The organism is Thiohalocapsa halophila (assembly GCF_016583825.1).
Taxonomy (GTDB): domain Bacteria; phylum Pseudomonadota; class Gammaproteobacteria; order Chromatiales; family Chromatiaceae; genus Thiohalocapsa; species Thiohalocapsa halophila.
On record NZ_NRRV01000042.1, the window covers coordinates 1 to 15,422 of the forward strand.

The 15,422-nt window shown below is 69.5% G+C and carries 12 protein-coding genes; 7 read left to right on the forward strand and 5 right to left on the reverse strand.

Annotation, left to right across the window (positions count from 1 at the left end; genetic code table 11):
• The 5 genes from CKO31_RS16195 to CKO31_RS16215 all read right to left on the reverse strand — a co-directional run.
• Nucleotides 1-304 (reverse strand): L-threonylcarbamoyladenylate synthase (locus CKO31_RS16195; RefSeq protein ID WP_200239626.1); only part of this gene is annotated, 304 nt, incomplete at its 3' end.
• A 95-nt stretch (nt 305-399) separates the two neighbouring features.
• Nucleotides 400-2,727 (reverse strand): type I DNA topoisomerase, encoded by a 2,328-nt coding sequence (gene topA / locus CKO31_RS16200; protein WP_200239547.1) that lies wholly within the window; start codon nt 2,725-2,727, stop codon nt 400-402.
• A gap of 292 nt (nt 2,728-3,019) precedes the next feature.
• Nucleotides 3,020-3,496 (reverse strand): Smg family protein, encoded by a 477-nt coding sequence (locus tag CKO31_RS16205; RefSeq protein ID WP_200239550.1) that lies wholly within the window; start codon nt 3,494-3,496, stop codon nt 3,020-3,022.
• A 101-nt stretch (nt 3,497-3,597) separates the two neighbouring features.
• A complete protein-coding gene (dprA, locus tag CKO31_RS16210; protein ID WP_200239553.1) occupies nt 3,598-4,752 on the reverse strand; it encodes a DNA-processing protein DprA in 1,155 nt (384 codons plus the stop codon).
• A 190-nt stretch (nt 4,753-4,942) separates the two neighbouring features.
• Nucleotides 4,943-6,187: a LysM peptidoglycan-binding domain-containing protein gene (locus tag CKO31_RS16215; protein WP_200239555.1), complete on the reverse strand. Its 1,245-nt coding sequence runs from the start codon at nt 6,185-6,187 to the stop codon at nt 4,943-4,945.
• A 245-nt stretch (nt 6,188-6,432) separates the two neighbouring features.
• Between CKO31_RS16215 and def the strand changes: the two genes are divergently transcribed.
• The 7 genes from def to trkA all read left to right on the forward strand — a co-directional run bounded on the left by def (nt 6,433) and on the right by trkA (nt 15,252).
• The gene (gene def / locus CKO31_RS16220) at nt 6,433-6,969 is read left to right on the forward strand and encodes a peptide deformylase (protein WP_200239558.1); all 537 of its coding nucleotides are present in this window, start codon (nt 6,433-6,435) and stop codon (nt 6,967-6,969) included.
• Between the two features lie 225 nt (nt 6,970-7,194).
• Nucleotides 7,195-8,136: a methionyl-tRNA formyltransferase gene (gene fmt, locus CKO31_RS16225; RefSeq protein ID WP_200239560.1), complete on the forward strand. Its 942-nt coding sequence runs from the start codon at nt 7,195-7,197 to the stop codon at nt 8,134-8,136.
• Complete coding sequence (rsmB, locus tag CKO31_RS16230) at nt 8,129-9,526, forward strand: 16S rRNA (cytosine(967)-C(5))-methyltransferase RsmB (RefSeq protein WP_200239563.1); 1,398 nt, start codon at nt 8,129-8,131, stop codon at nt 9,524-9,526. The genes fmt and rsmB overlap by 8 nt, the downstream gene beginning before the upstream one ends.
• A complete protein-coding gene (locus tag CKO31_RS16235; protein WP_200239565.1) occupies nt 9,523-10,092 on the forward strand; it encodes a DUF4390 domain-containing protein in 570 nt (189 codons plus the stop codon). Before rsmB ends, CKO31_RS16235 begins: the two co-directional genes overlap by 4 nt.
• On the forward strand, nt 10,074-12,380 hold the full coding sequence (locus CKO31_RS16240) for a sensor histidine kinase (protein ID WP_200239568.1): 2,307 nt from the start codon (nt 10,074-10,076) through the stop codon (nt 12,378-12,380). The genes CKO31_RS16235 and CKO31_RS16240 overlap by 19 nt, the downstream gene beginning before the upstream one ends.
• Entirely contained in the window at nt 12,377-13,744 is a 1,368-nt protein-coding gene (locus tag CKO31_RS16245) for a sigma-54-dependent transcriptional regulator (RefSeq protein WP_200239569.1), read from the forward strand. The genes CKO31_RS16240 and CKO31_RS16245 overlap by 4 nt, the downstream gene beginning before the upstream one ends.
• Nucleotides 13,745-13,878: 134 nt before the next feature.
• Entirely contained in the window at nt 13,879-15,252 is a 1,374-nt protein-coding gene (gene trkA, locus CKO31_RS16250; RefSeq protein WP_200239572.1) for a Trk system potassium transporter TrkA, read from the forward strand.
• The last annotated feature ends 170 nt before the right edge of the window (nt 15,253-15,422 follow it).

Below are 15,422 nucleotides of genomic sequence, written 5' to 3' on the forward strand. Positions count from 1 at the left end.
TCTCGGGGCGGGCGGGCAGGAGCCAGGTGTTGGGGCCGGGCCAGCTGGCGCGGATCTCGGCCATGCGCTCGGCGTCCAGCGTTTGCACGTACGGCAGCAGGGCATTGAGGTCGGCGGCGATGAGGATCAGGCCCTTGTCCATGGCCCGGCCCTTGATCTTGAGGATGCGCAGCACGGCGTCGGGGTCCAGCGGGTCGCAGCCCAGGCCGAAGACGGCCTCGGTGGGGTAGGCGATGACGCCGCCGCGGCTCACGACCCGAGCGGCCTCGCGGAGGGCGAAGGGGGTGGTGCCGACGCTGCGCATGGTGTGGCGCTCGGGCGCTGTGGCTCGGGTGTCCGGGTTGTTGGTGTGCAGGCTGTGCTTTGCGCACCCCACGCCGGCCGCCATGGGCCGCGGGCTCAGGAGGCGGTTTCCACTTCGGTCTCTTCGGCCGGTGCCGTGTAGCCGCATTCCTTCTGCGGGCAGACCTTCTGGGCGCCCTTGCTCTTGGTAACCTTGAGCGTCAGGATGGGCCAGTTGCACTGCGGGCAGGGCTCGGCGAGCGGCTGATTCCAGACGGCGTAGTCGCACTTCGGGTAGGTCGAGCAGGAGAAGAAGACCTTGCCGCGGCGAGACTTTTTCTTCTGCAGGGTGCCGGCCTCGCACTTCGGGCATTGGATGCCCGTGTCCACGGGCTTCTCCAGCGGCTCGATGTGGCGGCACTTGGGATAGGCCGTGCAGCCGATGAACTTGCCGTAGCGCCCGCGCTTGACGGCGAGCTCCGAGCCGCACTCGGGGCAGCTGCGGTCCTCGACGATCTGCGGCTCCTCCTTCTCGCCCTTGCCCTCGTCCAGGTTGCGGGTGTACTTGCACTCGGGATAGTTGGTGCAGCCGATGAACAGCCCGTTGCGGCCCAGGCGCTTGGACAGCTGGCCGCCGCACTCGGGGCACTGCTCGTCGAGGGCCTCCTGGGTGACCTGGCTGCGGTCGACGTTTTCCTGGGTGTGCTCCAGGCGGTCCTTGAAGGGCTTCCAGAACTGCTCCAGCAGCGGGATCCAGTCCTCCTCGCCGCGGGAGACGGCGTCTAGCTCGTCTTCGAGCTTGGCCGTGAAGTCGTAGTCCACGTAGGACGTGAAGTACTCGGTGAGGAACTTGTTGACGATGCGGCCCACGTCCGTCGGCAGGAAGCGCTTTTTCTCCAGCACCACGTACTCGCGCTCCTGGAGCGTCGAAATGATGGAGGCATAGGTGGACGGGCGGCCGATGCCCAGCTCCTCCAGCGCCTTCACCAGCGACGCCTCGCTGTAGCGCGGCGGCGGCTCGGTGAAGTGCTGCTCCGGGCGGATGGCCTGGAGGTCCACCAGCTGGCCTTCGGTCATGTCCGGGAGCATGCGCTCCTCGTCGTCGTCCGCGGTGGTGGCGTCGTCGCGGCCTTCCAGATAGACGCGCATGAAGCCGGGCTCGGCGACGGTGGAGCCGGTGGCGCGGAAGCCGTTGCCCGCGCCGGCGGAGAGGTCCACGGCCACCTGGTTGATCAGTGCATGGGCCATCTGGCAGGCGACGGTGCGCTTCCAGATCAGCTCGTAGAGCTTCGCCTGGTCGGCGGTGAGGTGCTGCTTGATGGCCTTCGGGTCGTTGTGTACGGAGGTGGGGCGGATGGCCTCGTGCGCCTCCTGGGCGTTCTTGGACTTGGTCTTGAACGCCCGCGGCTTCTCCGGCACGTTCTCGGCGCCGTAGCGCGCGGCGATGAAGTCCCGCAGCTCCGCCAAGGCCTCCTGCGCCAGGTTGACGGAGTCCGTGCGCATGTAGGTGATCAGGCCGACGGCGCCGTTGCCGATGTCCACGCCTTCATAGAGCTGCTGGGCGGTGCGCATGGTGCGCTGCGCCGTGAAGCCGAGCTTGCGCGCAGCCTCCTGCTGGAGCGTGGAGGTGATGAACGGCGGCGCCGGATTGCGCTTGCGCTGCTTGCGCTCGACCTTCTCCACCTTGAGCTGCCCGCCCGGGGCGCCGCCGGCGGCCTGCACCAGCGCGGCTTCGACCTCCCGGGCGCGCTTCTCGTCGGTGATGGTGAACTGCTCCACCTTCTCGCCGCCGAACTGTGTCAGCTTGGCGCTGAAGGGCTTGGTGCCGAGCTTCTCGTCCGGGGCGCTGGCGTCCGCCTCCACGGTCCAGTATTCCTGGCTCTGGAAGGCTTCGATCTCCTGCTCGCGCTCGACGATGAGCCGCAGCGCCGGGCTCTGCACCCGCCCGGCCGAGAGCCCGCGGCGCACCTTCTTCCACAACAGCGGCGAGAGATTGAAGCCCACCAGGTAGTCCAGCGCCCGGCGCGCCTGCTGGGCGTTGACCAGGTCCGTGGAAAGCTCCCGTGGATGGGCGACGGCGTCGTTGACGGCGCGCTGGGTGATCTCGTTGAAGACGACCCGGTACACCGGGCGCTCGCCGATGAGCTTGCGGTCGTGCAGCAGCTCGTAGAGGTGCCAGGAGATGGCCTCGCCCTCGCGGTCCGGGTCCGTCGCGAGATACAGCGCGTCCGCCTTCTTCAGCAGCTTGGCGATGGCCGAGACGTGCTTCTCGTTGCGGTCGATGACCTGGTACTTCATCTCGAAGTTGGACTCGGGGTCCACCGCGCCCTCCTTCGGCACCAGGTCGCGGACGTGCCCATAGGAGGCCACCACCTCAAACTCGGGGCCGAGGTACTTCTTGATGGTCTTGGCCTTGGCGGGGGATTCGACGACGACGAGGTGCATGATGGTTCCGGAGCGCGATCGACGGGCGGCCTAGGAAATACGAAACGCTGCGCTCGCGTCAAGGTGGGGCTGGCTGCAAGGCGGTATCAAGCCGTGCCCAAAGCGGCGGGCGCTGCGGTGTGAGGGCCGCGGCATCGCCTCTGTGCTGCCTGGTGGCTGGCGCCGGCAGGGAGACTCGGGTCCGGCGTGGCGCCTGCGCGGGAAGGTCGCACCGGCGCTTTCCCGGTCTGCCCCACGGGTCTGCCCCGCCGGTCTGCCCCAGAGGACGAGCGCTGCATTGCTCAGCGCTTGCCTAATGCAGCTGTGCCGGGGCGTCGCTGTAGATCAGCTCTTCCATCTGGCTGTGTGCGGATTCCCGGCCCGGGCGGTTCATCAACACCAGCAATACCACCCATTTCAGCTCGTCGACGGTCACCGCGGTCTGTTGAATGGCCATGGCGCGGTCGATGACCAGCTCGCGGCTCAGAGGGTCCAAGATCGCGCTCTGCTCCAGAAACAGCAGCAGCCCACGCGCCTCGATGTCGAGCTTGGCACACTCGGCGGTGGAGTACACGCGCATGGCGCCGGCGGTGCGCGGCGGATACTCCGTGGTGTCCATGCGGCTCGCGAGCTCGTCCAGCCAGGTCAGGGCCTGGACGATCTCGCTGTTGGAGAAGCCCGCACGCGAGAGCTCGGTCTCTAGCTCGTCCTGGTCGACGGGCGGGCGCGATTGGCCGTCCAAATAGTTCTCATAGAGGTAGATCAGGACGTCGACCATGCTCTCGTTCATGCTGACTCCTTGAGTGTTGGCACTTGCTTGTGGATCTGCGGCGCCGGCGCGGTGCAAGGCGCCGGCGAGTCGGTGGTGATGGCTGTGCGCCAGGGGCTTGCTCAAGCGTCGGCCGATGAGTGCCGCGGCGGCCCGCTGCGGCTATAGCGACCGCCGGGATGGGAGACCACATGCCCCTGCAGCTCCAGCAACAGCAGCATGGACGCGATCTCGAAGGCCGGAAGGCCGGTGCGGGCAATCAGATCATCCGGCGCTATGGGATCATACCCCATGCAGGACAGCAGCCGGCGGTGATCGTCGTCCAGTCCACGCTCGGCATGTGGCTGCGTGGCGGGCGTGGGCCCTTTCTTGGCGGTGCTGTCGTCCAGGTAGGCTGCGAGCTGGGCGCCGAGCTCTTCGAGGATTTGATCGGCACTGTCCACCAGCTTGGCCCCCTGACGGATCAGGGCGTGGCAGCCCCGGGCGAGCGGGTTGTGGATGGAGCCGGGGATGGCGAAGACCTCCCGGCCCTGCTCGCTGGCGAGCCGGGCGGTGATCAGCGAGCCTGAGCCGACTGCGGCCTCGACCACCAGGGTGCCGAGGCTGAGCCCGGAGATGATGCGGTTGCGCTGCGGAAAATGGCTGGCATGCGGGCCGGTGCCGGGTAGGAATTCGCTCACCAAGGCCCCGTCGGCGGCGATGCGTCGAGCCAGGTCGCGGTGGGCGGCGGGGTAGACTCGGTCTGGTCCCGTGCCGAGCACTGCGACGGTGCGGCCGGTGTCGAGTGCGCCCCTGTGCGCTGCGGCGTCCACGCCGAGGGCGAGGCCGCTGGTGATCACCAGCCCCAGACCGGCCAGGTAGCCGGCGAAGTCGCGCGCCGTCTCGGCGCCGCCGGCGGTGGGGTTGCGGCTGCCGACGACGGCGATCTGCGGCTCGCTCAGCAGCCCCTTGTCGCCGCGCACGAAGAGCAGCGGCGGGGCCGCCGGCAGCTCGCGCAGCCGCGGCGGGTAGGCATCCAGCTCCGGGGTCAGCAAGTCCGCGCCGGCGTGATCGGCCCAGGCCAGGGCGTCGTGCATGCGGCTCTGGTCTGGGCTGTCGAGGGCGGCAATCGCGGCGTTGGATACGCCCGCCTCCGCCAGTGCGCCGCGGCCCGCCGCGCGCACCCCGGCGGCACTGCCGAAGCGCTCCACCAGCTGGCCGATGCGTCTGGGGCCGAGTCCGGGTGCCAGGGTCAGCGCCAGCCAGTCCGTGAGGTGCTCGCGCGAGGCGGGGGTCATGGCCACGCCATCTGCTGCGACACCGGCGCGCGGGCCCTGCGCCCGGCTCGGCGGGGCGCCGGGATGCGGCTCCAGCCGCGTCGGCGCCGCCTCCGGCGGGCTGCGGCGTCGCCCAGAGTCCGGGCATGGGTGCCAGTGCTTGCCATCGTTTGCCTCGCGGTGATTGCGGCTCCCGAAAGCGACGCAGGCCTCAGAGGGAACGGGGCGGCGCGACTACCTCGCCGACGTGTATGGCCTGATTGGCGCGCATGACCAGCGCGAAGCTCACCTTCTCGAAGGTTCGGAACACCATGACCACGCCGGTGCGGGAGTCCGGCACGATGAATTGGCCGTCGGCGCGTGATGCGCGTCGGTGCAGCGGCAGCGGCGCGTTTGGATCGGGCCGGCCGCGGTTCCAGCCGTCGAGCTCCCAGTCGCCGAACCAGAAAGATGTGTCGGCCGGCGTCTCGCTGCGCCAGTTCCAGCCGGAGCGTCGCGCCTGGACGCGGTCGCGGCGCAGCTCGCCGCCCTGGTAGGCCGCGAAGACGGTGCCTACCTCGACGCCCTCGCGGCGGCCGCGGTTCAGGGCCACCACGTCGAACTGGCCGATCTGGGAGACACCATTGAGCACGGCGATGATTCTGCCGCGCATGCCGGCCGTGGCCGGACGCGGTAAAAAGCTGCGGATGGGCTCTTCGTCCTGTGCCGGGCGCACCCGGTCGCCCACCTCGACCTCTTTGTGCGAGCGCGTGACCACCAGCGTCGCCGGGTCTCCGAGGCGCTCCAGCTGCGCGCTGGCCACCGAGGTGGCGACGTAGCCCAGCAGCTCGTTCGTGTCCGGGTCCCGATACGCGCGGCCCGGGCGCAGCACGTCCCAGCGGTCGTTGCGGGTGGTGGTGATGCTGCGCACGAACAGGGTATCGCCGAGGCCGGCGATGATCTTCTCCTCCGGAAAGCCCACGACATAGGGGGCGCTGTCGATCTCTTCCGCCGTCGTGATCAGGGGTCGTGACAGGAAGGGCGCGACGGCGTTGACGGGGATGGTCGGAATCTCCCGGTCCAGCTCCTCCACCCGTACCCGGGGCGAGAGCTTGACCGTGCGCAGGCCGCCGCCACCATGAGCCTTGCGGATACGCGGGCTGCCGCTGCTGCGGTCTACCACCAGCACGTCGCCGGGGTAGATTCGGCTCGGGTTGGCGATGCCCGGGTTGGCCTGCCAAATCTGGCGCCAGCGCCAGGGCTCGCTCAGGAAGCGCTCAGCGATACCCCAGAGGGTGTCTCCGGGCTGCACCACGTAGCGATCCGGTGCGTCCGTGCGCAGCGGGCCCTGCGCCATGGCTGCGGTCGCGGCGAGCAGCAGGAGACAGGCCAGCGCGCAGGCGATGGCCGAGCGCCGGCGTTGGAAGCTTCGCGCCGGCACTGCGGACGCTCGGTGGGCGTTGGGCTGGCTGGGCATTGCGCCTCCTGTGGGCGGCCCTCCCGCGGTTGGCCCAGTGGCTGTGGGCCAGCGGCTGGAGCGCGAGCGGGCGGGGCCATGCGGGCATGTACCGAGCACACCCACGCTCGGGCTGCAAGCGTTTGGTGCCGCGGCTTTTTCCGACGCGGTCCCAGTGCCGGGCTCGCTGCCGGATGGTGTATCATGCGCATATTAGCCCAATCCGCAACGGTTGTATTTGCGAATCACCACAGTTCTGTAACGTCATGGCCAAACTGGAAATCCTAACCTTCCCGGATGAGCGCCTGCGGCGGCGGGCCGAGCCCGTCGAGCAGGTGGATGACAGCATCCGCCAGCTCGTGGACGACATGCTCGAGACCATGTACGAGGCACCCGGCATCGGCCTCGCGGCCATCCAGGTGAACGTGCCAAGGCGCGTCATCGTCATCGACACCTCCGACGAGAAGGATCAACCGCTGTGCCTGATCAATCCGGAGATCCTGGAGCGCAGCGGCGAAGAGCAGATGGATGAGGGCTGCCTGTCGGTCCCCGGTTTTTTCGAGCCCGTCACCCGGGCGGAGCGCGTGACGGTGCGCGCCCTCGGCCGTGACGGCGAGCCCTTCGAGCTCGAGACCGACGGGCTCCTGGCGGTGTGCATCCAGCACGAGATCGACCACCTCGACGGCAAGCTGTTCGTCGATCACATCTCGTCGCTGAAGCGCCAGCGCATCCGCAAGCGACTGGAAAAGGAGCGCCGCCAGGCCACGCCGGCTCCCGCCGCGAACCGCCGGCAGGCCATCTGAGGGCAGCGGCCGAGGCCGCCGGCTGCGGGCGACAGTCCGGTCGATTGCCACGGCCCGCACCCGGCCAGATCCGGGCCCGTCCGCTGGCCCCGGGCCCTGCGCAGCCGCCTTCCCGAAGCGCGGAGCGTCTGCGCTCGTCGCGTCCCTACAAGAAGCGCCACAGACAGCGCCGCGCCGCTCACCCATGGACGACCCAGCCACTGAGACCGCCCCACCCACATCGCCATGACACCGGCCCGCATCCTCTACGCCGGCACGCCCGAGTTCGCCGTGCCGGCGCTGTCCGCGCTGATCACGAGTCCCTACGAGGTGTCCGCTGTCTACACCCAGCCGGACCGGCCTGCCGGTCGCGGCCGCCGCCTCGAGCCGTCACCGGTCAAGCGCCGCGCGCTGGAGGCGGATCTCGCGGTGGTGCAGCCCGCCTCCCTCAAGGACCCGCAGGCCCAGGCCGAGCTGGCGGCCAGGGATGCGGATCTGCTGGTGGTGGCCGCCTACGGACTGATCCTGCCCCAAGCAGTGCTGGACGCGCCGCGCTGCGGCTGTGTCAACATCCACGCCTCGCTGCTGCCGCGCTGGCGCGGGGCCGCGCCGATTCAGCGCGCGCTGCTCGCGGGCGACGCCGAGACGGGCATCAGCATCATGCGCATGGAGGCGGGGCTCGACACAGGCCCGGTGTACCGCTCGGCGCCGCTGCCCATCACCGCCGACGATACCGCCGCCAGCCTGACGGAGCGGCTCGCGGCGCTGGGAGCGCAGACACTGATGGCCGCGCTGCCGGGGGTCCTCGACGGCAGCGCCGTGCCCAGGCCCCAGGATGATGCCGCCGCCACCTATGCCCGCAAGATCATCAAAGACGAGGCGGCCATCGACTGGACCCGACCCGCGGCTGCCATCGAGCGCGCCGTACGCGCGCTCAATCCCTGGCCCGTCGCCCAAGCCCGTCTAAGTGAAGAGGTGCTGCGTATCTGGGCCGCGCAGGCGCTGCCGGCGGCGGACGCAGCACCGGCCGAGCCTGGGCGGGTGCTGGCGACCAGTGCCGCCGGCATCGACGTCGGCACCGGCGCCGGTGTGCTGCGTATCACCGAGCTGCAGGCGCCCGGCAAACGGCGAATGGCCGCCCGCGACTTCCTGAACGCCCGCCGCGTGGACGGCGTCCTGCTTGGCTGAGCCGACACGCCGCGGTGCGCCGGGGCGTCGCGGTCGCCGCGGGCAGGGCGCGCAGACGCGGCAGGGGGATGCCCCGGGCGCCGAGCTGCGCGCTGCCGCCGCTGGCGTGGTGCATGCCGTGCGCGTAGAGGGCCGCTCCCTGACCGCGGCGCTCGCCCAGGCGGCGGCCACCGTGCCCGCGCGCGATCAGCCGCTGCTCGCGGAGCTCTGCTACGGCACCCTGCGCCTGCTGCCGCGGCTGGAGGCCCTGATCGCTATACTGCTGGCGCGGCCCCTTCGCCGCGCCGACCGGATCCTGAATGCGCTCATGGCGGTGGGCCTGTACCAGCTCGTCTCCACCCGCATCCCTGCCCACGCCGCTGTGGCGGCCACGGTGGATGCGACCCGCGCCCTCGGTCGTGCGCGGGCGGCCGGTCTGGTAAACGCCGCGCTGCGACGCTTCCAACGCGAGCGCGAGCAGCTGCTCGGCCGGGTCGGCACAGCCCTGGACGACCCCGCCCTGCTGCCCGATTGGCTGGTGCAAAGACTCCAGGCCGCCTGGCCCGAGCACTGGCGGCGCATCGTCGCCGTTAGCAATCAGCACCCGCCCATGGCCCTGCGCGTAAACCGTCTGCGCCAGCCGCGCGCCGCCTATGCAGAGGCCCTCGCCGCCGCCGACATCGCTGCCCGGCCCCTCGCCGGACTCGACACGGCGCTGCTGCTGGACACGCCGGTGCCCGTGCAGCGCCTGCCGGGGTTCGCCGAGGGAGGGGTCTCGGTGCAGGACGCCGCCGCTCAGTGCGCCGCCGTACTCTTGGACCCGCAACCCGGGGAGCGCGTGCTGGACGCCTGCGCGGCACCGGGCAACAAGACTGCGCACCTGCTCGAGCACGCCGGCGGCGAGCTTTCGCTCACTGCCGTAGACGTGGACGCCGAGCGCTTGGCGCCGCTGCGGGAGAATCTGGCCCGCCTCGGGCTCAGCGCGCGGGTACTGGCGGCGGACGCCCGCGACGCCGCCGCCGACTGGCCGGGCGCGCCCTACGACGCCATTTTGCTGGATGCCCCTTGCTCGGCGACGGGCGTGATCCGCCGCCATCCGGACATCAAATACCTGCGGCGGGAGGCCGATATCCCGGCCCTGGCGGCCACGCAGGATGCCTTGCTCGCAGCGCTCTGGCCGTTGTTGCGCCCCGGTGGGCGACTGCTCTATGCCACCTGCTCGGTGCTGCCGGAGGAGAACCAGCAGCGGGTGGGGGCCTTTCTCGCGGCCCGGGCCGACGCCCAGGAGCTGGCGCTCACCCTGCCGACGGGTATCGGCGAGGCGCTGCCCTGTGCGCCCGGCGTGCAGCTGCTGCCCACCGCCGAGGGCGGCGACGGCTTCTATTTCGCACTGCTGGAGCGCCTGCCATGAGGCGCCACAGGCATTGGCGCATCGCAGTCCTGCTGCCCGCGCTCATGCTGCTGGTGGGCGCGGCCGAGGCGAGCGCGCGCGATTTCGACGTGGAGCGCGTGGAGACCCGGCTGGAGGAAGGCACCTTCCTGATGGATGCGAATATCCGCTACGCCTTCAGCGAGCGCGCCCTGGAAGCCCTGGAGAACGGCGTCCCGCTCACCGTGGAGGTGCATATTCGGGTGCGGCCGGCGGATGCCTGGATCTGGCAGGAGAGCCTGGTGGACCTGCGTCTGCGCTACCGCATCCGCTACAAGCCGCTCTCGGAGCGGTATCTGGTCTCGCAGCTGCCCGGTGAGCGCGGGCGCACTTATGTCACCCGCGATGCCGCGCTCGCCGCCCTCGGCGAGATTCGCGACCTGGCGCTGCTGCGCTCGGAGCGGCTGGAGCCCGACACGGCTTACGAGGTACAGCTCCGGGTGTCCCTGGACATCGAAGAGCTGCCGCTGCCGCTGCGGCCCATTGCCTATCTGTATCCGTCCTGGAAGCAGTCCAGCAAGTGGACCAAATGGCCGCTGACCCCCTGAAGCCGCAGCGCCAGGGGTCGCAGCGCCAGGGGCCTCAGCACGAGCACCGGCAGGACGCGCCGCCGTCCAAGCCCCACCCGCAGAAACCGGCACCACGCAAGGTCTGGCAGCACCCGGGCACCTTCTTTGTCGGCGTGCTGCTGCTGGCGCTGCTGGTGGCGCTGCACTTGATGAGCAGCGCCGTGCAGAACTCCGACGCCCTGAGCCGTGCCTTCGTGCCTCTGCTGCTGGTGGTTTTGCTGGGGCTGTTCGCCCTGGTGGTGATGGTGGGCGTCAATGTGTTGCGGCTGGTGAGCCAGCGCCGCGGCGGTGCCCCCGGCTCGCGGCTCACGGCCCGCATCGTGCTGCTGTTCGCGCTGATCTCGCTGCTGCCGGTGGGCGTGGTCTATTACTACTCCCTGGGCTTCCTGCTGCGCGGCATCGACAGCTGGTTCGACGTGGAGATCGACAGTGCCATGGAGGATGCCCTGGCGCTGAACCAGGCCTCGCTGGACCTGAATCAGCGCGTGCTGCTCAAGTACAGCCAGCAGATCCTTGCCGGCATCGAGGACCGCTCGGCGACGGCGCTGACCCTGACCCTGGACGAGCTGCGCCGCCAGGCCGGGGCGCTGGAGCTCACGGTGTTCGAGCCCAGCGGGCAGGTCATGGGCACGGCCATGGACGACCCCACCCAGCTGGTGCCGAATCATCCCGGGCGCGAGGTGATGCAGGGCGTGCGCATGGGTGTGGACTACGTCGGTCTGGAGCCCGCCGAGGACGGCCAGCTGGTGGTGCGGGTGGTGGTCACCGACCCGCGTGCACGGCGCATGCTGATGCAGGCCATCTTCCCGACCTCGGCGCGCATCGACGAGCTGGCCTCGAAGCTGGAGAACGCCTACAACCGCTACACGGAGCTCGCCTACCTGCGCCGCTCGCTGAAGCTGAGCTTCTCGCTGACCCTGTCGCTGGTCCTGGTATTCGGCTTGTTGACGGCGCTACTCGCGGCCTTCGGCACGGCGCAGCGGCTCGTGCGCCCGGTGGCCGACATCGCCCGCGGCACCCGCGCCGTGGCCGACGGCGACTACGAGCAGCGCCTGCCGCTGCCGTCCCAGGACGACGAGCTGGCCTTCCTGGTGGCGTCATTCAACGCCATGACCCGGCGCATCGCCCAGGCACGGGATCAGGCCGCGCGCAGCCAGCGCGCCGTGGAGGAGCAGCGCGCCTATCTGGAGACGGTGCTCGGGCGGCTCTCCAGCGGCGTCGTCGCCCTCGACGGCGAGCTGCGGCTCATGACCATGAACCCCGCCGCCCGCCATATCCTGCGACTGCCGGATTATCAGGACAAGGGTCTGGCGCTCGGCGAGCTGGAGCGGACCTACGGCAGGCTCGGACCCTGGGCGGAGTCCGTGCGCCGGCACGTGATGGTCGCCACCGAGTGGCGCGAGGAGGTGACCCTGCTCGGCGGCGACGGCCGCCAGGTGCTCATGTGCCGCGGCAGTCCGCTGCCGGCGGTCACCGACGACGGCACCGGCAGCGGGCATGTCGTGGTCTTCGACGACATCACCACGCTCATACGCGCCCAGCGCGATGCCGCCTGGGGCGAGGTAGCGCGCCGCCTGGCCCACGAGATCAAGAACCCGTTGACGCCCATCCAGCTGTCGGCGGAGCGCCTGCGCCACAAACTGCTGGCCAAGCTGCCGGAGGCCGAAGCCCGTGTGGTGGACCGCGCCACCCACACCATTGGCCAGCAGGTGGAGGCCATGAAGGCCATGGTGAACGACTTCGCCAACTATGCACGCGCGCCGGAGATCCAGGACGAGCCCTTTGCCGTCGATGCCCTGATCACCGAGGTGCTGGAGCTCTACCATGGGGCCAAAGTGCGGATCGACGCCGATCTCGGTGCGCCGGAGGCCAAGGTCCGCGGCGACTCCAAGCGCCTGCGCCAGGTCGTGCACAATCTACTGAAGAATGCCATCGAGGCGCTGGAGGGCCGTGATGACGGGCGTATCCGGGTCTCCACGCAATACGCCTTCAACGACGAGACGCCGTCCATCGAGGTTGCCATCGAGGACAACGGCGGCGGCGTCGACGCGGAGCTCCTCGACCGGCTGTTCGAGCCCTATGTGACCTCCAAGGCCAAGGGCACCGGGCTGGGGCTCGCCATCGTCAAGAAGATAATTGAAGAGCACGGCGGTATCATCACGGCGGAGAATGCGGCACATGGCGCGCGCTTCACGGCTAGACTTCCCGTTTGGCGCGATACCAGCGCTGCGTCGTCGAGGCCGCTGCGGCGGATAGGAGAGACATGAGTGCCACCCACATCCTCGTCGTGGACGACGAGCCGGACATCCGCGAGACGGTGCAGGACATCCTCGAAGACGAGGGCTATGCCGTCACCAGCGCCGAGAACGGCGAGGCGGCGCGGCACGCCCTGCGTGATCGCCGCCCGGACCTGATGCTGCTCGACATCTGGATGCCGGACCTGGACGGCATCAGCCTGCTCAAGGAGTGGGACGAAGACGAGGGCCTGCCCTGCCCGGTGATCATGATGTCCGGCCACGGCAACGTCGAGACGGCCGTGGAGGCGACCCGCCTCGGCGCCTATGATTTTCTCGAAAAGCCGCTGTCGATGGCCAAGCTCCTGCTGACCGTGGAGCGGGCGCTGGAGGCGGACAAGCTCGAGCGCGAGAACGTCGGGCTGCGCCGGCGCGCACCTTTGGTGCAGGAGCCGGCCGGGCGCTCCGCGGCCATGCAGCGTCTGCGCGAGCAGGTCAAGCGCATCGCTCAGCACGACACCTGGGTGCTCATCACCGGCGAGCCCGGCAGCGGGCGCGAGACCTTCGCGCGCTTCCTGCACTCCCAGAGCGCCCGGCGCGAGCGGCCCTTCGTGGACCTCGGCGTGTCCGCCATTACCCGCGGCAATGCCGCCCGCGAGCTCTTCGGCAGCGAGGGCGACGGCCACCTGCACTACGGCAGCCTGGAGCAGGCCGCCGGCGGCACCCTGCTGCTGGACGAAGTGGCGGACATGGACCTGGAGGTCCAAGGCCAGCTATTGGGCGCGCTGGACACGGGCTCCTTCCTGCGCGTCGGCGGCAGCGACCCCGTCACCATCGATGTGCGCATCATCGCGGCGACATCCCGGGACCTGAAAGAAGAGGTCCGCGCCGGCACCTTCCGCGAAGACCTGTTCTATCACCTGAACGTGGTGCCGTTGCAGGTGCCACCGCTGCGCGAGCACGCCGAGGACATTCCGGACCTGCTGAGCTTCTACGTGGACTATTTCGCCACCCACGAGAAGCTGCCGTATCGGCGCTTCAGCGTCGGCGCGCAGAACTTCCTGCGCAACTACAGCTGGCCCGGCAATGTGCGTGAGCTGAAGAACCTGGTGCAGCGGGTGCTGATCCTCGGCGCCGGCGACGAGATCACCCAGACCGAGGTGGAGGCAGCGCTCGGCTCCGCGCCCCCGGTGCCGACACAACCGCTGGAGGGCATGGTCTCCTTCGACCAGCCGCTGCGCTCCGCCCGGGAGCAGTTCGAGAAGGCGTACCTCGAGTACCAGCTGGAGAAGCACGCCGGCAACGTCTCCAAAATGGCGAAGGAGGCGGGGATGGAGCGTACGCACTTGTATCGCAAGCTGCGCTCCTTAGGCATCGAGATTAAGGAGCGCAGATGACTTGGCGCTGCGCCCGATCGGCCAAGGGCCAAGGGCCAAGGGCTGAGGGCCAAGGGCTGAGGGCAGGGCGCTTGCCTGTGCGCTGCCTGTCCGCCCCCCCTCAGCCCTCAGCCCTCAGCCCTCAGCCCTGATCCATGAAAATACTGATTCTTGGCGCCGGCCAGGTGGGCACCTCGGTGGCTGCCAACCTGGTGAGCGAGGCCAACGACATCACCGTCGTGGACACCGATACCGGGCGCCTGCGCGAGCTCGCGGACCGCTTCGATCTGCGCACGCTCCAGGGGCACGGTGCCCACCCGGACGTGCTCGCCCGCGCCGGGGCCGAGGACGCGGAGATGATCATCGCCGTCACCAACAGTGACGAGACCAATATGGTCGCCTGCCAGGTGGCCTACACCCTGTTTCATACCCCCACCAAGATCGCCCGGGTGCGCGCCCCAGGCTTCATGGAGCAGGACAAGCTCTTCGGGCCCGGCGCGCTGCCCATCGACGTGCGCATCAGTCCCGAGCAGTTGGTGACGGACTACATCCTGCGGCTCATCGAGAACCCGGGCGCGCTGCAGGTGACGGACTTCGCCGGCGGGCGGGTGCGCCTGGTGGCCGTGCGGGCCTACTACGGTGGGCCGCTGGTGGGCCATGAGCTGCGCACCCTCTATGACCATATGCCGCACGTGGACACCCGTGTGGCGGCCATCTACCGCCACGACCGGGCTATCCAGCCCGAGGGCGACACCGTTATCGACGCCGACGACGAGGTTTTCTTCGTCGCCGCGCCGAAGCACATCCGCTCGGTCATGAGTGAGCTCCGGCGGCTGGACAAGCCCTACAAGCGGCTCATTTTCGCCGGCGGCGGCAATATTGGCACGCGCCTGGCCCGCGCCACCGAGAAGCGCTACCGGGTCAAGGTCATCGAGCAGGATCTCGACCGCTGCAAGCACATCGCCGAGGCCTTGGAGCGCACCATCGTGCTGCACGGCGACGCCGCGGACGAAGAATTGCTGTTGGAGGAGAACGTCGAAGACACCGATGTCTTCTGCGCCGTCACCAACGACGACGAGGCGAACATCCTCTCGGCCATGCTTGCCAAGCGCCTGGGTGCCCGCAAGGTTATGGCGCTCATCAACCGGACGGCCTATGTGGACCTGGTGCAGGCGGGCCCCATCGACATCGCCATCTCGCCGCAGCAGGCCACCATCGGCAGCCTCTTGAAGCACGTGCGCCGCGGCGATGTGGTGATGGTGCACTCACTGCGCCGGGGGGCCGCCGAGGCCATCGAGGCCATCGCCCACGGCGACGAGGGCTCCAGCAAGGTAGTCGGCCGGCCCATCGAGGCCATCAAGCTGCCCAAGGGCGCTACTATCGGTGCCGTCGTCCGCGGCGACGAGGTCATCATCGCCCACCACGACACCGTCATCGAATCCGAGGACCACGTGATCCTGTTCCTTCAGGACAAGCTGCGGGTGCCGGAGGTGGAAAAGCTGTTCCAAGTCGGTGTCACGTTTTTCTAGGAGCAGGGCTGCTGTGACACCCGGGCTCCGACCACCGACCCGCTCGGTATCGAGTATCGCGTATCGAGTAAGGAGTCACGAGGCAAGCCCGACACCAGTCCGCCCAGCTCGCGCACCCCGGCAGAGCAGTGCGCCGGGCGTCGCCGCGCTGCCGCGTCCCTCGCTGCTCG

Coding starts and splice junctions, on each gene's coding strand:
- topA (WP_200239547.1), bottom strand. CDS start 2,727: ATGCACCTCGTCGTCGTCGAATCCCCCGCCAAGGCCAAGACCATCAAG.
- CKO31_RS16205 (WP_200239550.1), bottom strand. CDS start 3,496: ATGAACGAGAGCATGGTCGACGTCCTGATCTACCTCTATGAGAACTAT.
- dprA (WP_200239553.1), bottom strand. CDS start 4,752: ATGACCCCCGCCTCGCGCGAGCACCTCACGGACTGGCTGGCGCTGACC.
- CKO31_RS16215 (WP_200239555.1), bottom strand. CDS start 6,187: ATGCCCAGCCAGCCCAACGCCCACCGAGCGTCCGCAGTGCCGGCGCGA.
- def (WP_200239558.1), top strand. CDS start 6,433: ATGGCCAAACTGGAAATCCTAACCTTCCCGGATGAGCGCCTGCGGCGG.
- fmt (WP_200239560.1), top strand. CDS start 7,195: ATGACACCGGCCCGCATCCTCTACGCCGGCACGCCCGAGTTCGCCGTG.
- CKO31_RS16235 (WP_200239565.1), top strand. CDS start 9,523: ATGAGGCGCCACAGGCATTGGCGCATCGCAGTCCTGCTGCCCGCGCTC.
- CKO31_RS16240 (WP_200239568.1), top strand. CDS start 10,074: ATGGCCGCTGACCCCCTGAAGCCGCAGCGCCAGGGGTCGCAGCGCCAG.
- CKO31_RS16245 (WP_200239569.1), top strand. CDS start 12,377: ATGAGTGCCACCCACATCCTCGTCGTGGACGACGAGCCGGACATCCGC.
- trkA (WP_200239572.1), top strand. CDS start 13,879: ATGAAAATACTGATTCTTGGCGCCGGCCAGGTGGGCACCTCGGTGGCT.